The sequence below is a fragment of the Sphingopyxis sp. DBS4 genome, assembly GCF_024628865.1.
Classification (GTDB): Bacteria; Pseudomonadota; Alphaproteobacteria; order Sphingomonadales; family Sphingomonadaceae; genus Sphingopyxis.
Window position 1 is genome coordinate 2088801 of record NZ_CP102384.1, and the last position, 21801, is coordinate 2110601.

At 66.2% G+C, this 21801-nt stretch carries 22 protein-coding genes and 2 tRNA genes; 11 read left to right on the forward strand and 13 right to left on the reverse strand.

Features of this window, described 5'->3' with window-relative positions:
- The first annotated feature begins 65 nt into the window (after positions 1-65).
- Positions 66-156, forward strand: a tRNA-Ser gene (locus NP825_RS09880).
- A gap of 89 nt (positions 157-245) precedes the next feature.
- Positions 246-623, forward strand: a complete 378-nt coding sequence (locus NP825_RS09885; protein ID WP_257551011.1) for a hypothetical protein — start codon at positions 246-248, stop codon at positions 621-623.
- A 148-nt stretch (positions 624-771) separates the two neighbouring features.
- On the opposite strand, the gene NP825_RS09890 is transcribed toward NP825_RS09885, so the two are convergent.
- The 8 genes from NP825_RS09890 to NP825_RS09925 form a co-directional block, all read right to left on the reverse strand.
- Positions 772-915, reverse strand: a complete 144-nt coding sequence (locus NP825_RS09890) for a hypothetical protein (RefSeq protein WP_257551013.1) — start codon at positions 913-915, stop codon at positions 772-774.
- A 144-nt stretch (positions 916-1059) separates the two neighbouring features.
- On the reverse strand, positions 1060-2223 hold the full coding sequence (metB, locus tag NP825_RS09895; RefSeq protein ID WP_257551015.1) for a cystathionine gamma-synthase: 1164 nt from the start codon (positions 2221-2223) through the stop codon (positions 1060-1062).
- A 102-nt stretch (positions 2224-2325) separates the two neighbouring features.
- Entirely contained in the window at positions 2326-2829 is a 504-nt protein-coding gene (locus NP825_RS09900; protein ID WP_257551017.1) for a DUF6306 domain-containing protein, read from the reverse strand.
- A complete protein-coding gene (locus NP825_RS09905; protein WP_257551019.1) occupies positions 2826-3674 on the reverse strand; it encodes a LysR family transcriptional regulator in 849 nt (282 codons plus the stop codon). Before NP825_RS09905 ends, NP825_RS09900 begins: the two co-directional genes overlap by 4 nt.
- Before the next feature lie 107 nt (positions 3675-3781).
- Positions 3782-4822 carry a rod shape-determining protein gene (locus tag NP825_RS09910; protein ID WP_257551021.1) on the reverse strand — a complete coding sequence of 347 codons (1041 nt, stop codon included), beginning with the start codon at positions 4820-4822 and terminating at the stop codon, positions 3782-3784.
- A gap of 231 nt (positions 4823-5053) precedes the next feature.
- A tRNA-Leu gene (locus NP825_RS09915) sits at positions 5054-5138 on the reverse strand.
- A 99-nt stretch (positions 5139-5237) separates the two neighbouring features.
- Entirely contained in the window at positions 5238-6692 is a 1455-nt protein-coding gene (locus NP825_RS09920; protein WP_257551023.1) for a coniferyl aldehyde dehydrogenase, read from the reverse strand.
- Positions 6693-6923: 231 nt separating this feature from the next.
- On the reverse strand, positions 6924-7625 hold the full coding sequence (locus NP825_RS09925; protein WP_257551025.1) for an SHOCT domain-containing protein: 702 nt from the start codon (positions 7623-7625) through the stop codon (positions 6924-6926).
- A 291-nt stretch (positions 7626-7916) separates the two neighbouring features.
- On the opposite strand from NP825_RS09925, the gene NP825_RS09930 reads away from it, so the two are divergent.
- Positions 7917-9104, forward strand: coding sequence for an acetyl-CoA C-acyltransferase (locus NP825_RS09930; RefSeq protein WP_257551027.1), 1188 nt, complete (start codon positions 7917-7919; stop codon positions 9102-9104).
- 194 nt (positions 9105-9298) lie between these two features.
- Entirely contained in the window at positions 9299-9766 is a 468-nt protein-coding gene (locus tag NP825_RS09935; RefSeq protein ID WP_257551029.1) for an RcnB family protein, read from the forward strand.
- Between the two features lie 73 nt (positions 9767-9839).
- Here the strand turns inward: NP825_RS09935 and NP825_RS09940 are convergent, their stop codons facing one another.
- Positions 9840-10817: a phosphatase PAP2 family protein gene (locus tag NP825_RS09940; RefSeq protein WP_257551031.1), complete on the reverse strand. Its 978-nt coding sequence runs from the start codon at positions 10815-10817 to the stop codon at positions 9840-9842.
- Between the two features lie 84 nt (positions 10818-10901).
- Positions 10902-11360: an SH3 domain-containing protein gene (locus tag NP825_RS09945; protein ID WP_257551032.1), complete on the reverse strand. Its 459-nt coding sequence runs from the start codon at positions 11358-11360 to the stop codon at positions 10902-10904.
- A 124-nt stretch (positions 11361-11484) separates the two neighbouring features.
- On the opposite strand from NP825_RS09945, the gene NP825_RS09950 reads away from it, so the two are divergent.
- Positions 11485-12483, forward strand: coding sequence for a D-glycerate dehydrogenase (locus tag NP825_RS09950; RefSeq protein WP_257551033.1), 999 nt, complete (start codon positions 11485-11487; stop codon positions 12481-12483).
- Between the two features lie 115 nt (positions 12484-12598).
- Here NP825_RS09950 and NP825_RS09955 read toward each other — a convergent pair whose 3' ends face one another.
- The 3 genes from NP825_RS09955 to NP825_RS09965 form a co-directional block, all read right to left on the reverse strand.
- Positions 12599-14002, reverse strand: coding sequence for a nitronate monooxygenase family protein (locus tag NP825_RS09955; RefSeq protein WP_257551043.1), 1404 nt, complete (start codon positions 14000-14002; stop codon positions 12599-12601).
- 84 nt (positions 14003-14086) lie between these two features.
- Positions 14087-15259, reverse strand: a complete 1173-nt coding sequence (locus NP825_RS09960) for a glycosyltransferase family 4 protein (RefSeq protein ID WP_257551045.1) — start codon at positions 15257-15259, stop codon at positions 14087-14089.
- Complete coding sequence (locus tag NP825_RS09965) at positions 15256-16152, reverse strand: alpha/beta fold hydrolase (protein ID WP_257551373.1); 897 nt, start codon at positions 16150-16152, stop codon at positions 15256-15258. The genes NP825_RS09960 and NP825_RS09965 overlap by 4 nt, the downstream gene beginning before the upstream one ends.
- 176 nt (positions 16153-16328) lie before the next feature.
- Here NP825_RS09965 and astD point away from each other — a divergent pair, with 176 nt between their 5' ends.
- The 6 genes from astD (at position 16329) to NP825_RS09995 (ending at position 21770) form a co-directional block, all read left to right on the forward strand.
- Positions 16329-17774 carry a succinylglutamate-semialdehyde dehydrogenase gene (gene astD / locus NP825_RS09970; protein ID WP_257551047.1) on the forward strand — a complete coding sequence of 482 codons (1446 nt, stop codon included), beginning with the start codon at positions 16329-16331 and terminating at the stop codon, positions 17772-17774.
- 76 nt (positions 17775-17850) lie between these two features.
- A complete protein-coding gene (cobA, locus tag NP825_RS09975; protein ID WP_257551050.1) occupies positions 17851-18648 on the forward strand; it encodes a uroporphyrinogen-III C-methyltransferase in 798 nt (265 codons plus the stop codon).
- Positions 18636-18932, forward strand: a complete 297-nt coding sequence (locus NP825_RS09980) for a DUF2849 domain-containing protein (protein ID WP_257551052.1) — start codon at positions 18636-18638, stop codon at positions 18930-18932. The genes cobA and NP825_RS09980 overlap by 13 nt, the downstream gene beginning before the upstream one ends.
- A 1-nt stretch (position 18933) precedes the next feature.
- On the forward strand, positions 18934-20568 hold the full coding sequence (locus NP825_RS09985) for a nitrite/sulfite reductase (protein WP_257551054.1): 1635 nt from the start codon (positions 18934-18936) through the stop codon (positions 20566-20568).
- On the forward strand, positions 20561-20986 hold the full coding sequence (locus NP825_RS09990) for a DUF934 domain-containing protein (protein WP_257551056.1): 426 nt from the start codon (positions 20561-20563) through the stop codon (positions 20984-20986). Before NP825_RS09985 ends, NP825_RS09990 begins: the two co-directional genes overlap by 8 nt.
- Complete coding sequence (locus NP825_RS09995; protein ID WP_257551059.1) at positions 20979-21770, forward strand: phosphoadenylyl-sulfate reductase; 792 nt, start codon at positions 20979-20981, stop codon at positions 21768-21770. Before NP825_RS09990 ends, NP825_RS09995 begins: the two co-directional genes overlap by 8 nt.
- Positions 21771-21801 lie beyond the last annotated feature (31 nt).

Genomic DNA, 21801 nt, shown 5'->3' on the forward strand with positions numbered 1-21801 from the left:
CTTCCAGAGCGAATTGGAGCATCCGATTCACGCTTCGTGCTCCGCACGAAACGACCGGGTGCAGCGGAGCGGTGGCCGAGTGGTCGAAGGCGCTCGCCTGGAAAGTGAGTATACGGCAAAACCGTATCGAGGGTTCGAATCCCTCCCGCTCCGCCAAGATTTTGATGTCCGTATCGTATCGATCGGTGCCCTGCCCGAACGATCGAAGTCCCTCCCCCTTCATTCTCCCCCAGAAGGAACCTGCCATGCTATTCCTCCAGGAAGCTGCGGCACAATATCACGAGCGGATCATCTGGATCGGCACGACCACCGGATTGCCCGACGCCATCCTGCACATCCATGCCGGGATGTTCATTTTTCTGGCGGCAAGCCTGCTGACGGGGCGATCCTTCGATCGCCTCCTTCCGTTGCTGACGGTCATTCTGCTGGCCGGGGGAAATGAGTGCCTGGATCGCATCCATCTCGGCAATTGGAATTGGCCGGACACGAAATCCGACCTGATCAACACGATTGCATGGCCGCTCGCCATCTATGCAACCGCCCATCTTCACCGGATCATCCGATCGGTCCTGAAGCGAAGCGCGAGGGCAGACGGCCCGGCCGAAGCGGCGGCGGAAATCTAGAGCGTGATCGGGCTAGGGGCGAAACACCAGCTATCCCGTCATCCCCCCGAAAGCCGGGATCTCGCCGGCGCACCAGAACGACAGGGTGAGATCCCGGTCTTCGCCGGGATGACGATTCTGTCCGAAACGATCATGTTCCGGATCGCCGTCATTCGGCGGGGCCGTGCCGCCAATATTCGCCTCGCAGACGACGGCGGTGGCGCGCCTTTTTGACGGCGCCCATCACGCCATAAGCGATCAGCGCGATCAGAAACGCGGCCACGATCGCTGCATAAAGATATCTGTGTTCCACCGGGTAAGCTCCACGAACTTTCCCCCCCGTGCGCGAACGCCTATATCAATTATGTTTCAGGATCGCGAATCTGTCGGCCCGATTCCTATACCGGGCTGGCGGAATAACCGGGCTATGTCCCCGAGCGGATGAAGCGCGGCCGTGTCAGCAGGCCGCCAGCGCCGCCTCCAGATCGCCCAGCAGATCCTCCTCGGCCTCGAGACCGACCGAGACCCGGAGCAGGCCGGGGCCGATCCCCGCCAGCGCCCGTGCTTCGTCGCCCATGTCGGCATGAGTCATCGTGGCCGGATGGACGATCAGGCTTTCGACCCCGCCCAGCGATTCGGCGAAAGTGAAGACGCCGAGTGCGCCGATCAGCCGCTTCGCCGCTTCGACGCCGCCCGCGAGTTCGAAGCTCAGCATCGCGCCGAAACCCGATTGCTGGCGCGCCGCAAGCGCATGATCGGGATGGCCCGGCAGGCCCGGATAATGGACCGCCGCGACCGCGGGATGACGGCTCAGCATCTCGGCGATCGCCATCGCATTGCTCTGCTGCCCGCGCATTCGCGCGAACAGGGTGCGCAGACCGCGCAGCGTCAGCCAGGCGTCGAACGGCGACCCGCCGCAGCCGACGACATTGGCCCAATGCGCAATACGCTCCAGCCCTCCGGCGTCAGCGGCGATCACTGCGCCCCCGATCACGTCGGAATGGCCGTTCAGATATTTGGTCGTCGAATGGACGACATAGTCGGCACCGAGCGCGATCGGCCGCTGCAAGGCCGGCGACAGAAAGGTATTGTCGACCGCGACCATGGCCCCCGCCGCCTTCGCGCGCGCCGCGAGCGAAGCGATGTCGACGACGCGGAGCAGCGGATTGCTCGGCGTCTCGATCAGCAGCAGCGCGGGCGCTTCCGCCAGCGCCGCCGCGACCGCAGCGTCGTCGCGCTGGTCGACGAAACGCGGCGACACCTGCCCCAGCGCCTCGCGCGCCTTGAGCAGCCGCATCGACCCGCCATAGCAATCGTGCGGCGCGACCACGCGCGCGCCGGCAGGAAGCTGCGACACGATCAGGTCGAGCGCCGCCATCCCGCTCGACGTGACGACCGCCCCGGCGCCCCCCTCCAGCTTCGCGAGCGCGCTCGCCAGCAGGTCGCGGGTCGGATTGCCGGCGCGGCCGTAATCATAAGCGCGCGGCGCCTCGAACCCCGCAAATTCATAAGTGCTCGACAGATAGAGCGGCGGCGCGACGGCGCCGAAGGCCGTGTCGCCCGCGACGCCGTGCGCCGCCGCGATCGTCTCGGGCCGCGGCGAAGGGTTCGGCTTGTCCATGGGCGTCTTTCCTGTCTCGATGGGGTGTCGCGGGCCTGTTGCGCAGCCCGCCGGGGTTCGACAAATGCATATTCTTCATGGCTGAGGCGCGAAATTTTGCCGTCAAGCCGCCCCGTCCGGCGAAGGCCCGTTCGCGTCCAGAAAGGCGGCGGCGCTGTCGATATTGACCCGGTGGCTTTCCAGCATATCGCGCAGGTCGGCGTGGAGCGCATCGTCGCGCACCCGGCGCATCAGTTCGGCGAGCCTCCGCACCACCCACGCCTGGCCGCGATTGAGGAAAGCGAGGCGCTCGATCGGGTCGGCAATCGCCATCGCCTTGCCGCGAAACGCGCCGCACTTGCGCGACGGGGTGCCGCCGAGCCGCCGGATCTGGCGCGACAGCATCGCGCACCAGCGCGCTTCGTCGGCGCGGACGAGGCGCATCATCGCGGCATGGTCGGCGCTCACCGCATCGCCGACGCTCGCCAGCGCGACGCGCGCGCCGGCGCGCTCGGCCTCGAGCAGTTCGTTGAGCGCGGCCAATATCTCGTCGCGCGGCGCATAGCCCATATAGACGTCGTCGGCTTCGGCGCCGTAACAGACCGGCGAGGCGCGGTCGCCCGTCATGCCGCCCCCGTCGCCGCCGCGCGCAGCCCGCGCCGGATGCGCTCCATCACCCCCGCGTCCGCCGTCGCCGAATGGACGACATGCGCCGAATAGGAAAAGGCGGGGCTGTCGGCGACGATCGCCAGCCGCCCCTCGGCGAGATGCGGCCGGATGAAGCCTTCGCGGAAATAGCCGCTGCCGCCGGTGGCGAGGATATAGTCGAGCGCGAGCGGCCCATAATCGATCGAAACCACGGCATTGGGCTGCTCCGGGAACGCCGAGCGATAGCCCGCGGCGAAATCCGCGCCCCAGTCGATCGCGACATGATCCTCCGCCGTCAGCGGCCGGTCGGTCGGGGTCGTGCGGACGAGCACCAGCTTCTCCTCGAACAGCAGTTCGGCGACGCCCCCCGGCAGGGGCGGCGCCGCATAGACGACCGCCACGTCGAGCGACCCCTCCTGCACGCGCTCCATCAGCCGGTCCGACGTGTCGATCGACGTGCTGACCGCGATGTCGGGGCATTCGCGGCGCATCCAGAGCAGCCAGTGGCGCAGCAGCGGGCTCCACAGGCTGAGCTCGGCGCCGATCGTCACCACCGTGTCGCGTCCGGGCGGCAGCGCGATCGCGCGCCGCGCGCGATCCCATACCTGGACCATCGTCGTCGCGAAGCGCAGGAATTGCTCGCCCGCCGGGGTGAGCCGCGCCCCCGCCTTGTTGCGGACGAAAAGCGGGCGGTCGAGCTGCGCCTCCAGCCCGCGAATGCGCGCGCTGACCGCGGTCTGGGTGAGGTTCAGATTGGCGGCCGCGCCGACGAAGCTGCCGGTTTTCACGATTTCCAGAAAGGTGCGCGCGACAGCGACATCCATATCGATTTTGTTTCTGAACCGCCCATAGCAATCAATTTCTTGCTACATCCTAAGCGCGCCACGACCGTCTGGCAAGGCGGCTTGGCGCCCTGCAATGACGAGGCCGATCAGGCGGCGAGCAACACATGGCGATAGGCGCTTTCCTCGAATGCATGGCCCGCGCCCGTCGCGACGCAGGTCAGCGCATTGTCGGCGACGCGGACGGGCAGCCCAGTGGACTCGGCGATCGCCTGGTCCAGCCGCCGCAGCAGCGCGCCGCCGCCGGTCAGCGTGATGCCTTCGTCGATGATGTCGGCGGCGAGTTCGGGCGGCGTTCCCTCGAGCGCGGCGCGCACCGCGCTGACGATCTGCGACACGGGTTCGGCGAGCGCGTCGGCGATCTCGGCCTCGGTCACCGTCACCTCGGACGGACGGCCGTTGACCAGGTCGCGCCCCTTGACCGCCATCGACAGCCCCGCGCCGCCGGGCGCGACCGCCGATCCGATGGTGAGCTTGACCCGTTCGGCGGTCATTTCGCCGATCATCATATTATGCTTCCGGCGGATCGACGAGGCGATCATGTCGTCCATCTTGTCGCCGCCGACGCGCACCGAATTGCTGTAGGCGACCCCTCCAAGCGACAGCACCGCGACCTCGGTCGTGCCGCCGCCGATGTCGACCACCATCGTGCCAAGCGGCTCGGTGACGGGCAGCCCGGCGCCGATCGCGGCGGCGAGCGGCTCCTCGAGCAGTTGCACGCTCACCGCCCCCGCGTTCGACGCCGCGTCGCGGATCGCGCGGCGCTCGACGATCGTCGAGGCGGTCGGCACGCAGACGACGACGTTGCTGCGGCGGCGCAGCCGGCTCGGCCCGCCGAGCGCCTTGTCGATGAAATGCTTGATCATCTGCTCGGCGACTTCGATGTCGGCGATGACGCCGTCGCGCAGCGGGCGCAGCGCCTCGATGTTCGAGGGCGTCTTGCCCATCATCAGCTTGGCGTCGTTGCCGACGACCTTGACGCTGCGGACGCCGTCGCGCGTTTCGAGCGCGATGACCGACGGTTCGTTGAGGACGATCCCCTGCCCGCGAACATAGATGACGGTGTTCACGGTCCCGAGGTCGATGGCGACATCATGGGCGTGGGGCGAAAAGCGCTGGAGAAAATTCATTGAAGGGGCGGCACCTTGGAAAAGAATATGGACCTGGAGCCAACGGTCCCGCCCCCCGGCCTCCCGCCCTCTCCATCCGCCGGGCATGTGGAAAGCCGGGCGCAGCGTCAATCGCGCCGTGAGGCAGGCCGTGGGTTTCCCGCGCCTGACCGATGTTTGCGCAGCCCGCTGACGCCACACGGCGCGCGCTTTACCCAAAAGGCCGCCGGGGCGACCGAAATATAAGGGAAATGGTGCCCCTGGCCGGACTCGAACCAGCACTCCTTGCGGAACTCGATTTTGAGTCGAGCGCGTCTACCAATTTCACCACAGGGGCCCCCGCGCCTGATCCATCAGGCGCTAGGCATCTTTATGCGACCGGTGGTCGCAATCAAGACGGAGCGTGCCCTAATGCGCCGCCCCTGCCCTTGCCAAGCTATTTCTTGAGTTCCTTCGCCAGCGTCTTCGCCGTCGCCTTGCCATAGGGCGGCTTGAAACCCGCGAGCCCCGCGACGTCGATCTTGGGCTGGCGATAGACGGCGCGTGCGTGGCTGAAGGTGCGGAAGCCGTCGATCCCATGGTAATTGCCCATCCCCGACGGCCCGACTCCGCCGAAGGGCAAATCCTCCATCGCGTTGTGAAACAGCACGTCGTTGACGGTCACGCCGCCCGAGATGGTGCGCGTCAGCACGCGCTCCTCCTCGCTCTTGTCCTGCCCGAAATAATAGAGGCCGAGCGGGCGGTCGTGGCCGTTCACATAGTCGATCGCCTCGTCGATCGACTTGTAGGTCTTCACCGGCAGGATCGGGCCGAAAATCTCCTCCTGCATCACCTTCATCTCGTCGGTGGCGCCGCGGACAATATGGAGCGGCATCTTGTGACCGTTGGCGCTCGCGAAATCCTCGCCCGCCGGATTGACCTCGATCACCTCGGCGCCCTTTTCGCGCGCGTCGGCGAGATAGCCCTGCAGCCGGTCGAAATTCCGCCCGTTCACGACCGACGTATAATCGTCGTTCTTGAGCAGCGTCGGATAGAGCGCCGCGACGCCCTTGCTGACGCTGTCGATCACCTCGCCTTCCTGATCCTCGGCAACGAGAAGGTAATCGGGCGCGAGGCAGATCTGCCCCGCATTCATCATCTTGCCGAGCGCGACGCGCTGGCCGACGAGATCCTTGTTCGCGCTGCGCCCGATGAAGGTCGGCGACTTGCCCCCCAGCTCCAGCGTCACCGGAACGAGATTATCGGCGGCGGCGCGCATGATATGCCGACCGACGCCCGTCGCGCCGGTGAAGATCAGATGGTCGAAGGCGAGCTTCGAGAAGGCAATTCCGACCTCGGCGTCGCCGGTGAACACCGCCATTTCGCTCTCGTCGAAATAGTCGGGGACGAGGCGCGCCATCAGCGCCGACACATTTTCGGTGAACTCGCTGGGCTTGATCATCGCGCGGTTACCCGCGGCGAGAATGCCCGCCATCGGCACGAAGACCATGCCGACGGGGAAGTTCCACGGCGCGACGACCCCGACGACGCCCTTCGGCTGATAGACGACCTCGGCCTTCGCCCCGAGCAGGCCGAGCGGAAAGGTGGGCTTGCGCTTCTCGCCCCGCGACCAGGCCGCCAGATGCTTCTTCGCATGTTTGAGCGCGCTGACCGAAGGCATGATGTCGGTCATCAGCGTCTGGTCGCGGCTGCGATGCCCGAAATCCTCGCTCACCGCCTTGGCGAAATCCTCGGCATGATCGACAAGCAGCGCAATCGCGCGGTCGAGCCGGTCGGTCCGCACCCCCAGGCTTTCGGGCATGGCGGCGGTGAAGCTCGCCCTCTGCGCCGCGAGCACTTCATCCATGCGCGCCGTTTCGCCGGCGATGTCCTGCTTGATGGCGGTGGCCATGACCCGTCTCCCCTATGGTTTGCGGGCGCTGTTTGATCATGGCCGTGAGCACGTTGCAAGATGAAACCCGCTTCGCGCGCGCATCAGCAAAAGAACGGGCAGAAAAGCGGGCGCCTCCCTACCAGAATGGCGACCGTGAGCGCTTTCCTTTGGGACACGCGGACCTTTGGGGCGCGCGGAGACGATCAGGGGCGCGAAAGCCCGGCGTGGGCGGGATCGAAGCCCCCCGCATCAACCCGATATGTTGATAACACCATATCCCGTGGTTTCATCCGAATATACCGCGTTCCCGCCTTGCTTCACGTCGAACCTGAGGGTCATATATTCATCGCCGCCTGCCTGTATGTTGACTTCGAACATATTCGTCAGGTCGAAGATCATCTCGTCCCTCTGCATGGTCGAGATTATGTCGTTCTCGGTATATTGCTTGACCCCATTTCGCGTTCTGATCTTCAGCGATCCACCCGGCATCCCGTTTTTCCCGACCAGGCAGGTGTAGACGAGATACCTCTGACCATTCATCGTGCAGGTAAGATGGCCGACGAACGGTTTGGCGGGAGCCTCGGGCTTCGCCTGCTCGACCTCGTCCGCCGGTGGTTCGTCCGAAATCTCTTCGGCGCCCGTTGCGGCCTTTTCGCTGTCTGCCGCCGCACCGTCCTTCGCGATCGACGCGATCATCTGCTTGTCGTTACTAGTGTAGTCATAGGCCAGAACCGCAGCGCCACCGGCAGCCGCCACGATGAGGGCATAGGCGGCGTACGACATCATCCTGCTCGCCTTGGGCTCGCCCCCCTGATCCCAGTCGGCATCGTCGCTTGCGACGGCCGGCGCCGACGAGGAAGCCAATAGCCTGGCTTTCTGAGCGTCAAACTCGGCGTCGGTAAGCGCACCGTCTTTCCACAGCTTCGTAATACGCTCGAGATCGTCCAGCATCATGGCTCTTTCAGAATATTGCGTTCAGTTCCCGTAAGCATAGGATAGTTAAGACCTGTTAAATGCGGTCCATTGGCAACAAGTCCGATACCCCGGTATATTGGAGGATATGCATCGGGCTGCGGATTTTGGCGGAGGTTATGGTTGAAACGGGCGCAGAGCCCAGCTGACGACATAATCTCCTTCCCGTAGCCCAGGGGCCTGCAACGAAAGCCGCTGCCCCCTTTCGCAGGTGCAGCATTTCGGCTAATCCGACTCCCGACCTCTCTTTCCCTTACGGAGTCTCCCGCCATGACCGCCACCGATCCCGTCGTTTTCCTGTCCTATGCCCGCACCCCGATGGGCGGTATGCAGGGCGTGCTGTCGGACGCGAGCGCGACCGATCTCGGCGCCACCGCGGTCAAGGCCGCGGTCGAACGCGCGGGCGTCAAGGGCGACGATATCGAGCGTATCTATATGGGCTGCGTGCTGCCCGCGGGGCTCGGTCAGGCGCCGGCGCGGCAGGCCGCGATCAAGGCCGGGCTGCCCAAATCGGTGCAGGCGACGACCGTCAACAAGGTGTGCGGTTCGGGGATGCAGACCGTCATCATGACCGCCGAAGCGCTCGCCGCGGGCAGCATCGATCTGGCCGTCGCGGGCGGCATGGAATCGATGACCAATGCGCCCTATCTGCTCAAGAAGCACCGGTCCGGCGCTCGCATCGGGCACGACACCGCCTATGACCATATGTTCCTCGACGGGCTGGAGGACGCCTATGAGGCGGGCCGCGCGATGGGCACCTTCGCGCAGGATACCGCCGACGCCTACCAGCTCGGCCGCGAGGCACAGGACGATTATGCGATCGAATCGCTGAAGCGCGCGCAGGCGGCGATCGCCGACGGCGCCTTTGCCGCGGAGATCACGCCGGTGACGCTGACCACGCGCAAGGGCGAGGTCGTCATCGACACCGACGAACAGCCCGGCAAGGGCAACCCCGACAAGATCCCGACGCTGCGCCCCGCCTTCGCCAAGGACGGCACAATCACTGCCGCGACCAGCTCGTCGATCTCCGACGGCGCCGCCGCCGTGGTGCTGACGCGTCAGTCGGTCGCGGAAGCGAAAGGGGCAAAGCCGGTCGCGAAGCTCGTCGCCCACGCCGCGCACGCGCAGGAGCCCAAGGATTTCACCATCGCCCCGGTCGGCGCGATCAACAAGGTGCTGGCGAAGGCCGGCTGGTCGATCGGCGACGTCGACCTGTTCGAGGTCAACGAAGCCTTCGCCTGCGTCGCGATGTTCGCGATGCACGACCTCGGCATCCCGCACGACAGGATCAACGTTCACGGCGGCGCGACCGCGCTCGGCCACCCGATCGGTGCCAGCGGCACGCGCATCATCACGACGCTGATCGCCGCGCTCCAGCGCCACGGCAAGACGCGCGGCATCGCGAGCCTGTGCATCGGCGGCGGCGAAGCGACGGCGGTCGCGGTCGAGCTGGTCTAAATCCGCTTACCGACAAAAGTTCCGGGGCGCCGTCGCAAGACGGCGCCCTTTCGTCGTTATGGGCGCGACAGATTGCGACACTCATGACCTCAAAATAAACGCCGCATTCCGCTTCGGTTCAAATCGAATCGCATAGACCGTTCCCAGTCATCGGGCAGATCCCCCTCCCCCTGACGATGCAAAGGAATGGCACCATGAAGAAGATGAACTTTCTCACCGCCGGCCTGATCGCCGCGATGATGATTCCGGCCGCCGCGCAGGCCCAGACCGGCGAACTCCGCCGCGACCGGCAGGACATCCGTCAGGACCAGCGCGACCTCCGCAACGCGCAGCGTTACGGCGACCACCGCGATGTGCGCGACGCGCGCAAGGACGTGCGCGATTCCAAGCGCGAATATCGCCAGGACGCCCGTGACTGGCGCCGCGACGCACGCTACCAGAATTATCGCGCGCCGTTCAAATATCAGCAGTTCCGCGTCGGTCAGACGCTCCGCTCTACCTACTATGCGCCGGCCTATCGCCCGACCTGGGACAGCCGCTGGGGCGTGCCGCGTGCGGGTCGCGGGCTGACCTATGTCCGCCACTATAACGACCTGCTGCTCGTCAACGTGCGGACCGGCAAGGTGGTGAAGGTCTATCGCAACGAGTTCCGCTGGCGGTAAATCCCGACCGGAAATCGAGGGAAAGGCCGGATGGGCGACCGTCCGGCCTTTTCGCGTGCCGGAATGACGTCCCTCAGGCCGGCAGCGCCGAAGGCATGGCGGCAGGCCGGCGCAGCGCCCGGGCGATCGACGATATCCACGGCCGACTCACCAATATGCGGGCCAATGCCATGGCCGCCGCCGCCAGAGCAATCCCCGCGAACACGTCGACGAAATAATGAGCCCCGTCGACCGGCGTCGCAAGCAGCATCAATCCGGCCCACCCCGCCCCTATCCAGCCGACAGGCCCGAGGCGCGTAAAACCCCAGATAAAGATCGTACCGAGTGCGGCATGATAGCTGGGAAAGGTGATGATGCCCTGAAGGGTGGCGATATCGATCCGGCGCAGGCTGCCGTCGCGCAGCCCGATGAAATCGGCCTGGTGCAGATAGGCCGCCGCGGGGTGGAGGTTCGGCAGATCGTCGGGAGTAAGACCAAGGTGGACATAATTGCTGATCGCCGGCGTCAGCCCCGAAATCAGTACCGCACAGGCCCCCGACAGGATCGCGGCGCAGATCACGATCCGCATGGCCCGCCATCTGCCGGCAATGGAAAGTGCCAGGACCAGAACCAGCAATTGCGGCACCATGGTCATATAAGCGTAGCGATAGAGCCCGCCGATCGACGGATGATCGTTCACCCAGCGCACATAGGCCAACCAGTCGAGCCCCAACGACAGATCCCAGCGCCGAAAGCTTTCGTCCCACAACGGCCCGCCATGCGCCGCGACCATGTAGCTGAGGACTGCGCCCGCCATGGAAAAGAGAATGATTTGCAGGACGCAGGTGATGAGCGCCGCGAACGCCGGGCGAACGCGATAGCGTGTGTAGAAAAGATTAGCCGCCCCCAGCATCGCGATCATTGCCGCCGAACTGGCGACCCCGTTCATGGAAAAGGCGAAGGGAGCACGTATCTGGAAGCCGACCACGAGCGCGAAGCAAAGGCCGATAAGCAGCCAGGAGGCGTCATCGAAACCTTGCGATACCGTTTCCTGGGACGCCGCGTCAGCCATGTTTCGAGCCCATAGCCCGACGCCCATAAAATTTGATTAATGACCGGTGACCATGAGCCGCCGACTGTTCAATCGCTCTGGAATTCAGTCGCCCCAGATATGGTCGGTTTCGATCCAGCCCTTGCGGCCGCCGACGTCGAACCGGCACCAGCCGTTCTTGCAATCGGTGATGCGGCCGACGACGCCCGGCTCGGCGCGATAGGCGACCGCGGCCGAAACATTGGGCTCATCGCGCATCGGGCGGATGCCGCCGGTGACGATCGCGGTGCGCGTCCGGCTGAGCAATCGCGCCGCCATCCAGCCCTGCGTGCCGTCGGGATCCTCGATCTTGCGCCAGGTCTCGAAGCGCGCGATCACCCGCACCGGCAGATCCTTGCGCCGATATTCCCAGAGCACCGGAACGTCGGGCGACGGCCCCTTGCGCATCCGCGCCTCGTCGACGCTGATCGAGGCCCAATAGGGCAGTTCGACATCGGATTGCGCGGTTGCCGGTCCCACGACGGCAAGCAGCGCGGCTGCGGCGAGAATCTGGCGGATGGTCATGCTTCAGCCTTGTCAAAATCGGCGCATCATTTCAACCGCTCGCCGCGATCGGAGCAGCGTTCGTCCACAGCCTCCCCGCGCCGCGCCCCTTGACCCCGCAGCCGCGCCGCGCTCTATCGGCGCCATGCCCGATTCATCCCGTCCGAAACGCCCGCGCGTCATCGTCACCCGCCAGTTGATGCCGCATGTCGAGGCGCGCATGGCCGAGCTTTTCGACGTCGCGCTGTCGGCGTTCGACCGTGCCTTCACCCGCGAGGAATTGAAGGCCGCGGTCGCCGATTGCGACGTGCTGGTACCGACGGTGACCGACGAGATCGACGCCGAAATCCTGGCCGCGGCGGGCGAGCGGCTGAAGCTGATCGCCAATTTCGGCGCCGGGGTCGATCATATCGACCTGTCAGCCGCGCGCGCGAAGGGGATCATGGTCGCGAACACGCCGGGCGTGTTCACCGAGGATACCGCCGACATGACGATGGCGCTGATCCTGTCGGTTCCGCGACGCCTCGCCGAGGGCGAGAAATTGATGCGATCGGGCAAATGGGAGGGCTGGGCGCCAAGCACGATGCTGGGCCACCGCGTCGGCGGCAAGCTCCTCGGCATCATCGGCATGGGGCGTATCGGACTTGCCGTGGCGCAGCGCGCGCGCGCCTTCGGCCTGTCGATCCACTACCACAACCGCCGCCGCCTTCCGCAAGCGATCGAGGAGGAACTGGGCGCGAGCTATCATGCGAGCGTCGACACGCTGCTCCGGATCAGCGACGTGGTGACAATCCATTGCCCGCACACGAGCGAGACACACGAGATGATCAACGCCGCGCGCATCGCGGCGATGAAGCCGACCGCTTACCTCATCAACACCGCGCGCGGCGAGATCATCGACGAAAAGGCGCTGATCGCGGCGCTCAAAACCCGCCGTATCGCGGGCGCCGGGCTCGACGTGTATGCGCAGGAACCCGTGGTCGATCCCGACCTGCTCGCGCTCGACAATGCCGTGCTCCTCCCGCACCTCGCCTCGGCGACCATCGAGGGACGCGAAGCATCGGGCGAGAAGGTGATCGCCAACATCCGCGCATGGTGCGACGGGCACAGGCCGCCCGATCAGGTGCTGGAGGGGTGGGTCTGAATCGCCAGCGTTGCGCTCGGCCGCTCTGGATTGCTTCGTCGCTGCGCTCCTCGCAATGACGAAGCTTCATGAGGCACCGTCATTGCGAGCGCAGCGAAGCAATGACGGCGTGTATTTAATCCCCCGTCAGAATCCGGTCGACGAGCTGCTTCACCGTCGGGGTGAAGTTGTTCGAATAAAAGGGATCGGTCTTGAAGTTGAACGCGGCGTGGCCGGCGAACATCAAATTCTGTTCGACGTCCCCATCGTGCGCAATGTCCTGCAGCGTCTTCTGGATGCAGAAGCTGCGCGGGTCGGCGAGATAGCCGGTCGAATAATCGTCATGGTCTTTCCACGACGAGAAACCGCAGTGCGACAGGCAGCCCATGCAATCGGCCTGGTCCTTGCGGATTATGCCCTTGTCGGCCTCGGTGACGAAAACGACGGTGTTGTCGGGGGTCTTGAGCGCTTCGGTATAGCCTTCGGCCACCCAGTCGCGCGCGCGGTCGCGATCGTGCGGGGTAACCCAGAAATTCTTGCCCTTCACCCCGACGTCGAGCTGGACGACATGGTCGCCCGCTTCCTGCTTCGAGTATGGAATCTGGCGTTCGGATCGCGCTTCGAGGTCGCGCAGGAAGGGGTTACGCACCGCGCTGGAATAAAAGCCGGTGGGCGAAAAGCGGTGGAGCAGCACGTCGCCCTCGTCGAGGGTGCGGAGGCGGTCCTTCCAACCCTGCGGGATCGGGCTTTCCTCGGTCAGCAGCGGGCGGGTGCCGTATTGAAAGACGATCTGGCCGAGTTCGGGATTGTCGATCCAATGCTCCCAGTCGCGCAGATACCAGACGCCGCCCGCCATCACGATCGGCACATCGTCGGAAATTCCCTCGGCGCGCATCGTATCGCGCAGCGCCTTGACGCGCGGATAGGGATCCTCGGGCTTCAGCGGATCTTCGGCGTTCGACAGGCCGTTGTGCCCGCCCGCGAGCCAGGGATCCTCGTAAACCACCGCCGCCATCAGGTCGGCGACCTTATGATAGGCGCGCTTCCACAGCGCGCGAAAGGCACGCGCCGACGAGATGATCGGCAGATAGTTCACATTGTGCCGCGCCGCGATCTCGCTGAGCTTGTAGGGCATCCCCGCGCCGCAGGTGACGCCGGTGACGAGCCCCTTCGTCTTTTCGAGCACGCCTTCAAGCACCTGCTGCGCGCCGCCCATTTCCCACAGGACGTTGATATTGATCGCGCCCTTGCCGCTCGCGATGTCATAGGCGCGCCGCACCTGCTCGACCGCGCCGTCGATCGCATATTGGACCAGTTCCTCGTGGCGTTCCTTGCGGGTCAGCGCGCGATAGATTTGCGGAATGATCTTGCCGTCGGCATCGTAGCTGTCGGCGTTGACCGCGGACACGGTGCCGATCCCGCCCGCCGCCGCCCAGGCGCCGCTCGACATATGGTTGGTTGCCGAGACGCCCTTGCCCCCCTCGACCAGCGGCCACACTTCACGCCCCCCGTAAAGAATGGGCTTCAAACCTTTGAACACTATAAACCTCTTTCTCTCCACCGCGGCGCACCCACGCCGCGGCCCCCATATGCCGTTTCCGTAAGCGGAAAACGGCGACTTTTGTCAATCGACGCCGATCCAGCGACCGCTGAACAGGCCATATCCGTCAAGCGCGCGAGCATAGAGCTTTTCATAGGCGCCGACCATCCTTGATTCGTCGAAGCGTTCGGCCGCGACATCGCGGTTTTCCCGCCCGACCCGCGCGCGAAGCGCCGCATCCGCCGTCATCCTTGCCAGCGCCGCGCGGAACGCCTGCTCGCCTGTGGCGATGTACGGCCGGTTCGCCTCCGCAACCATCGCCGCGACATCGCCGACATCGGGGCTGACGACGGGAAGCCCCGCCGCCATCGCCTCGATCACCGCGATCGGCGCCTGTTCGCTGCGCGACGACAGCGCGAGCAGGTCGAATTGCCCGATCCAGCGCGCGGGTTCGGCCATGAAGCCCGGCATCACCAGCCGGTCGGCCAACCCGCAGGCGGCCGCTTCGGCGGCGATCGCGCCCCGTTCCGGCCCCTCGCCGACGATCACGAGCCGGACGGTCGGCGGCAGCGCCGCCACCGCGCGCACCAGCCGCGGCAGGTCCTTGACCCTGCGCAGCCCCGCGACGGTGCCGATCACCACCTCGCCGTCGCGGCGCTCGAAGCCCGGAATCGGGATCGACGGTCCGGCGGCATAGGCGGCGACGTCGATGCCGTTGCGGATCAGCCGGGCGCGCGATCCCGCGTGCCATTCGTCGGTCGCGATCCGCTGAAGCAGCATCGACGGCACGACGACCGCCGCCGCGGTGCGCAGCCCGACGCGCCGGAAAAGATTGCGTTTCCAATTGCGCCGGACGCTTTCATCCTCGTTGAAGCCATCCTCGTGATGAATCAGTGCGGGCATGTCGCGCGAGGCCAAGAGGCGGCGCGCCATCACCCCGTCCATGGCGCCCCAATTATAGCTCAGCACCAGATCGAAATTCCGCATATAGCGCACCAGATCGCGGTAGCGCCCCGGCGACGGCTTGCCATGCAGCGGCGGAGCATCCTGCGGGAAATCGACGACGATATCGGCATCGATCGCATCGCGCGCGCCGAGCGCTTCGGGCACGGCCGACAGGATCGTGTGATGCGCCCGCCCGCCCATCAGGTTCATCAGCCGCACCGCGCGCGCTTCCTTGCCGCCGAGCGAAAAGCTCGAATGAAGGTGCAGGATGCGGACCGGCCGGTCGCGTTGGGGCGGCGGCGGGTCGCTCACGCCGCCGGAAGCTCGGCGATCCACGCGTCGATCGCGGCACGCGCCTCGGCCTCGTCCATCGTCGGCGCATGGCCGACCCCGCGAACCTCGACGAGCCGCGCGTGCGGCAGGTCCTTCGCCATCTTTTGCGCCGCAGCCGCCGACAATATGTCGGACAATTGCCCGCGCAGAACCAGCACGGGCGCATCGCCGAACGCGCGATAGGCGGGCCACAGATCGACCCCGGCATCGCCGCCGTTCGGCACGCGCAGCGGCGCCGCGATCTGCTTGTCGTAATCGGCGACGATCCGCCCTTCGGGCGTCAGCCGGTGGGTGCGCTTGGTGAAGCGCAGCCAGTCGTGGATGCTGTAGCCCGGATAGACCGCCGCATTGAGCTCCGCCACCGCGCGCGCCGCATGAACCCAGGTCGGCTGGCTGCCGCCGGTGCCGATATAGTCGCGGATGCGCTCAAGCCCAGCCTGTTCGAGTTCGGGCCCGACATCGTTGAGCAGCGCGCCGGTGACGCACCCCGGCTGCGTCGCCGCGAGCAGCATCGAGACGAGCCCGCCGAGCGAAGTGCCGACGGTGACGCAGCGTCCGATCGCCAGCTCGTCGAGCAGCGCGACGACGTCTTGCACATAGGTCAGTGGCACATAGGTCATCGGGTCCTTGGCAAAAGCGCTTTCGCCGCGACCACGGAACTCGATGACGATCACGCGCCGCCGCGCCGCCATATGCGGCGCCAGCGCCTCGAAATCGCGGGCATTGCGGGCGAGGCCGGGCAGGCACAGGATCGGCGGCGCAGCGGCGGCCGCTTCGGGCCCCGGATAGATGCGCGCGTGCAGCCGGACGCCGTCGTGCGACCACCAATAATGGTCGTCCCATTCGCGCCCGCTATCCTGTCTGACCGTAATCGACCGTCCCCTTGGCTCCGTGTCCGCCCCGTCTATCGCCAACCGGCGCGGGGGCGCAAGCCATCGCGCTCGATCGTCTCCCTCATTCTCCCTGCCCGCTCGAACCCAAATGGATCAGGATGTTGCGGGCCAGCCGGTTGCCGCCACCGGCTTTCGCCGATAAGAGGCGCAGGACCATGAGCGAAGAGCTGCTTTCCTTTGAACCCGCGACCGGAAACGAGCTGTGGCGCGGCGCGGTCAGTGACGTCGACCTGGAGGTCGAAATCGCGCGGCGCGCCTGGCCCGAATGGGCGGCAAAGGCCCTCACCTTCCGATCCGAAACGCTCCGCCGCTTCTCCGACCGGGTCAAAGCCGAGGCCGACACCCTCGCCGACCTCATCGCGCGCGAGACGGGCAAGCCGCTGTGGGAAGCGCGCACCGAGGTCGAATCGGTCGCGAACAAGGTCGACATCTCGATCAAGGCCTATGCCGAGCGCACCCCCAACCGCCGGATCGAGGGCGCGATGGGGCTGCGGAGCGCGGTGCGTCACAAACCGCACGGCACGCTCGCGGTGCTCGGCCCCTATAATTTCCCGGCGCACCTGCCGAACGGCCATATCGTCCCCGCGCTGCTCGCGGGCAATTCGGTGCTGTTCAAGCCCTCCGAAAAGACCCCGGCGACCGGCGCCAAGCTGGTCGAGCTGTTCCACAGCGCGGGGGTGCCGCAGGAGGTGCTGCGGCTCGTCGTCGGCGGCCCCGATACGGGCAAGGCGCTCGCGGGCCATGCCGGGCTCGACGGCCTGCTCTTCACCGGCTCGGCGCGCACCGGCATCGCGATCAACCGCCAGTTCGCGAGCCAGCCGGGCAAGATCGTCGCGCTCGAAATGGGCGGCAACAACCCGATCGTCGTCTGGGACACCGCCGACATCGCCACCGCCGCCATTTTGGTGGTCCAGTCAGCCTTCCTCAGCGCCGGGCAGCGGTGCAGCAATGCGCGCCGCCTGATCGTCAAGGACAGCCTGGCCGACCGGCTGCTGGATGAAGTGAAGACGCTCGCGAACCGGCTGATCGTCGACCATCCGCACGCCGACCCCGCGCCCTATATGGGGCCGGTGATCGACAATGAGGCGGCCGACGGCCTGACCGAGAGCTTCCTCGTCCTGATGTCGAACGGCGGCCAGGTAATCCGCCACATGACGCGCCCGGTGGCCGGCCGGCCCTTCCTGACCCCCGGCATCATCGACGTCACCGCGATGCCCGAGCGCCCCGATATCGAGCTGTTCGGCCCGCTGCTCCAGGTCATCCGCGTCGACAGCTTCGAGGCCGCGATCGCCGAAGCGAATAATACTGCCTTCGGCCTCTCCGCGTCGCTGATCGGCGGCACCCCGCAGCTTTACGACCAGTTCTGGGCCAATGCCCGCGCCGGGGTGATCAACTGGAACCGCCCGACCAACGGCGCCTCGTCGGCCGCCCCCTTCGGCGGCATCGGCCTGTCGGGCAACCACCGCCCGAGCGCCTTCTACGCCGCCGACTATTGCGCCTATCCGGTCGCAAGCAGCGAAAGCGACGCGATGCGCGCCTCGATCGGCGTCGGCCTGCGCGATCCCGAAGGGTCGCAGTTGGTGCGAAAAAACTTTCTCTGACCCCGGCAAATTTTGCTTCATCGCCGTCAATAAAGCCTGTTTTGCCATTCGGGCCGCGCGGCAGCATCTACGCTGCATGGCAAAGACTCTCCCTCCCGCGGGCAAGCTGTGGCTCGTCGGCGCCGGTCCCGGCGACCCCGACCTGCTGACGCTGCGCGCCGCGCGGCTTATCCAAAGCGCCGATCTGGTCGTTCATGACGGGCTGGTCGGCGAAGGCGTGCTCGCGCTGATCCCGGCGCATGTCGAGCGCATCAGCGTCGCCAAGCAGCGCAGCCGCCACACGATGAAGCAGGAGCTTATCAACGAACTGATCGTCCGCGAGGCGCGCGCCGGCAAGCAGGTCGTGCGGCTGAAGGGCGGCGATCCCTTTATCTTCGGGCGCGGCGGCGAGGAACTCGACGCGGCGCGTGCCGCAGGCGTCGACTGCGAGGTCGTCCCCGGCATCACCGCCGCCGCGGGCTGCGCCGCGCAGGCGGGCCTTCCCCTCACCCACCGCGAGGATGCGAGCGCGGTGAGCTTCGTCGCGGGCCAGTGCAAGGATCTGAGCGATCAGGACTGGTCGGGACTCGCGGGGCACGGCCGCACGCTCGTCATCTACATGGGGCTCGCGACGGCCTCCGCCATCGCCGACAAGCTGATCGCCGACGGCGTTTCGCCCGGGCTTCCCGTGGCGGTAGTCGAGCGCGGTACCAGCGCCGACGCGCGCGTGCTGCGCACCCTACTCACCGACCTCGGCGACCTCGTCGCGCGCGAGCGGGTGGCCAGCCCCGCGCTGATCATCGTCGGCAAGGTCGCGGCGCGCGCCGATGCGCTCGACTGCCTCGGCGCCCCTGGAATTTCGACTGCTCTGAAGGATATGTCATGCGAATCATAACCGGCAACGACCTGAAAACAGGCGCCGTCATCTGGTGGACCGGCCGCGGCTGGTCGATCCATGTCGAGGACGCCGCCGACGTCGGCGAGCATGGCGAGGCGATCCTCACCGCCGAGGACGGCGCACGCCGCGTCAACGGTGGTTATATCATCAACGCCGACGAAACGCCGAAGGGCCCGCGCCCGGCGCACATCAAGGACCGCATCCGCGCGCTCGGCCCGACCGTGCGCCCCGACCTTTCCCTGAAACCCGCCGACCCCGCGTCCGGCGAATGGGTGATCTGACATGTATAAATATGACCAGTACGACCAAGCGATGGTCGATGCCCGCGTCGAGGATTTCCGCGACCAGGTCCGCCGCCGCATCGCCGGCGACATGAACGACGACCAGTTCAAGCCGCTGCGGCTCAAGAACGGCCTCTATCTTCAGCTTCACGCCTATATGCTGCGCGTCGCCATTCCCTATGGCACGCTCGATTCGCGCCAGCTTCGCAAGCTCGCCGAGATCGCGCGCAAATATGATCGCGGCTACGGCCATTTCACGACGCGGCAGAATCTCCAATATCACTGGATCAAGCTGGAGGAGGCACCCGACATCCTCGCCGAGCTGGCGACGGTCGAGATGCACGCGATCCAGACCAGCGGCGAGAGCATCCGCAACATCTCCGCCGACCAATATGCGGGCGCCGCCGCCGACGAGATCTGCGACCCGCGTCCCTGGGCCGAGTTGCTGCGGCAGGCGACGAGCTTTCACCCCGAATTCAGCTATTTGCCGCGCAAGTTCAAGATCTGCGTCATCTCGTCGCCCGCCGACCGCGCGGCGCTGCGCTGGCACGACTGCGCACTGCGCATCGTGCGCAACGAAGCGGGCGAGGAAGGCTTTGAGGTCTATGCCGGCGGCGGCATGGGGCGCACCCCCTTCATCGCCTACAAGATTCGCGACTTCTGCCCGGCGGCGCAGATCTTCTCGTACATCCAGGCGATCCTGCGTGTATGGAACCTCCATGCGCGGCGCGACAATATCCACAAGCAGCGGATGAAAATCCTCGTCCACGATCTGGGCGAAGAAGAATTCCGCCGCCAGGTCGAGGAAGCGTTCCAACATTTCCTGACCCTCGGCACCGATTTCCCGCAGGCCGAATATGACCGCATCGCGGCCTATTTCACCCCGCCGCCGTTCGAGACGGGCCTGTCCGAGGAGATCGACCGGTCGGACCCCGACTTCGCCCTGTGGGTCGATCAGCAGGTCATCGCGCACAAGGCGCCGGGCTATGCGATCGCCAACATCAGCCTGAAGCCGATCGGCGGCATCGGAGGCGACGTCACCGCCGAACAGATGGAGGTCGTCGCCGACCTTGCCGAGCGCTACAGCTTCGACGACGTCCGTGTGACCCACGCGCAGAACCTCGTCCTGCCGCATGTCCGCAAGGTCGACCTCTACGCGGTATGGGAAGCGCTGCGCGAGGCGAAGCTCGCCGACGCGAACCTCGACCTCGTCACCGACGTCATCGCCTGCCCCGGTCTCGATTATTGCACCCTCGCCAATGCGCGCTCGATCCCGGTCGCACAGAAGATTCAGCAGCGTTTCGCGGACATGGACCGTCAGCGCGACCTCGGCGAGCTCAAGATCAAGATTTCGGGGTGCATCAACGCCTGCGGCCACCACCATGCCGGGCACATCGGCATCCTCGGCGTCGACCGCAAGGGGACCGAGAATTACCAACTCCTGCTCGGCGGTTCGGGCGCGGAGGATACGACGCAGGCCAAGATCACCGGCCCCGGCTTCGACGAGGACGGCGTCGTCGACGCGGTCGAGCGCGCGGTCGAATGTTATCGCACGCTCCGCGATCCCGGCGAGCGCTTTCTCGACACCTATCGCCGCGTCGGCTTCGACGCCTTCAAGGAGGCTATTTATGGCTGATGCGCTGCGTTTCCGGAACGACGACCCGATCGAGGAGCCCGCGGTCTCGCTCGACGCCTTTCTCGAACAGGATAGCGCCAGCGCCGTCCGCATCGAGGCGGGCGACGATCCGCGCCAGCTGATCCCGCACCTCGCCCGCGTCAAGCTGGTCGAGATCGGCATCCCGCGCTTTCGCGACGGCCGCTGTTTCACGTCGGCGCGCATTCTGCGCGAGGCGGGCTATGAGGGTGAACTGCGCGCCGAGGGCGATGTGCTCGTCGACCTCGTCTTCTTCATGCGCCGCTGCGGCTTCGACAGCTTCGCGCCGCAGGCGGGGCTGAACCGCGCCGACGTCGACGCATCGCTCAGCCGCTATGCGAACGTGTATCAGCACGCCGCCGACGGCGCCGTGCCGATCTGGAAGCTGAGGCATGGCTGAGGTGAAGGCCCTGCCCGAAGACCGCACCCGCGACCGGATCGACGTGGCGCCACGCTTCACGCAGGCCGACGTCATCCGCCTCAACAATCTGTTCCGCGGCCAGGATGCGGCGGAAGCGGTCGCGAGCGTGATCGGCGCGGGGCTGCTCGGCGACACCGCGATCGTGTCGAGCTTCGGCGCCGAGAGCGCGGTGCTGCTGCACCTCGTGACGCGCGCCGCCCCCGATATGCCGGTGCTGTTCCTCGACACCGGCAAGCATTTTCCCGAAACGCTCGCCTATCGCGACGAACTGGCAGCGAAGCTCGGGCTCAATCTGGTCACTGTCACGCCCGATCCGGACGAACTCGCGGCGAAGGATGCGACCGAGCTGCGCTGGTCCTACGACCCCGACGGCTGCTGCGAGATTCGCAAGGTCAAGCCGCTCGAAAAGGCGCTGACCGATTTCGACACGTCGATCACCGGCCGCAAGGGTTTCCAGGCGTCGACCCGCACCGGCCTGCCGCGCTTCGAGCTCGACGGCGGCACCGGACGCCTGAAGTTCAACCCGCTCGCCAACTGGACGCGCGAAGACCTCGACGCCTATTTCGCGGCGCACGACCTGCCACGCCACCCGCTCGAGGCCGAGGGCTATCCCTCGATCGGCTGCTCGCCCTGCACCTCGAAGGTCAAGCCCGGCGAAGATCCCCGCGCGGGCCGCTGGCGCGGCTGGGACAAGACCGAATGCGGTATCCACACCGCGGTGACGCCGATCGACGACGATCCGGCGAACGATCCGGCGTTCTGACTATTCGTCGCCCCAGCTTTCGCTGGGGCGA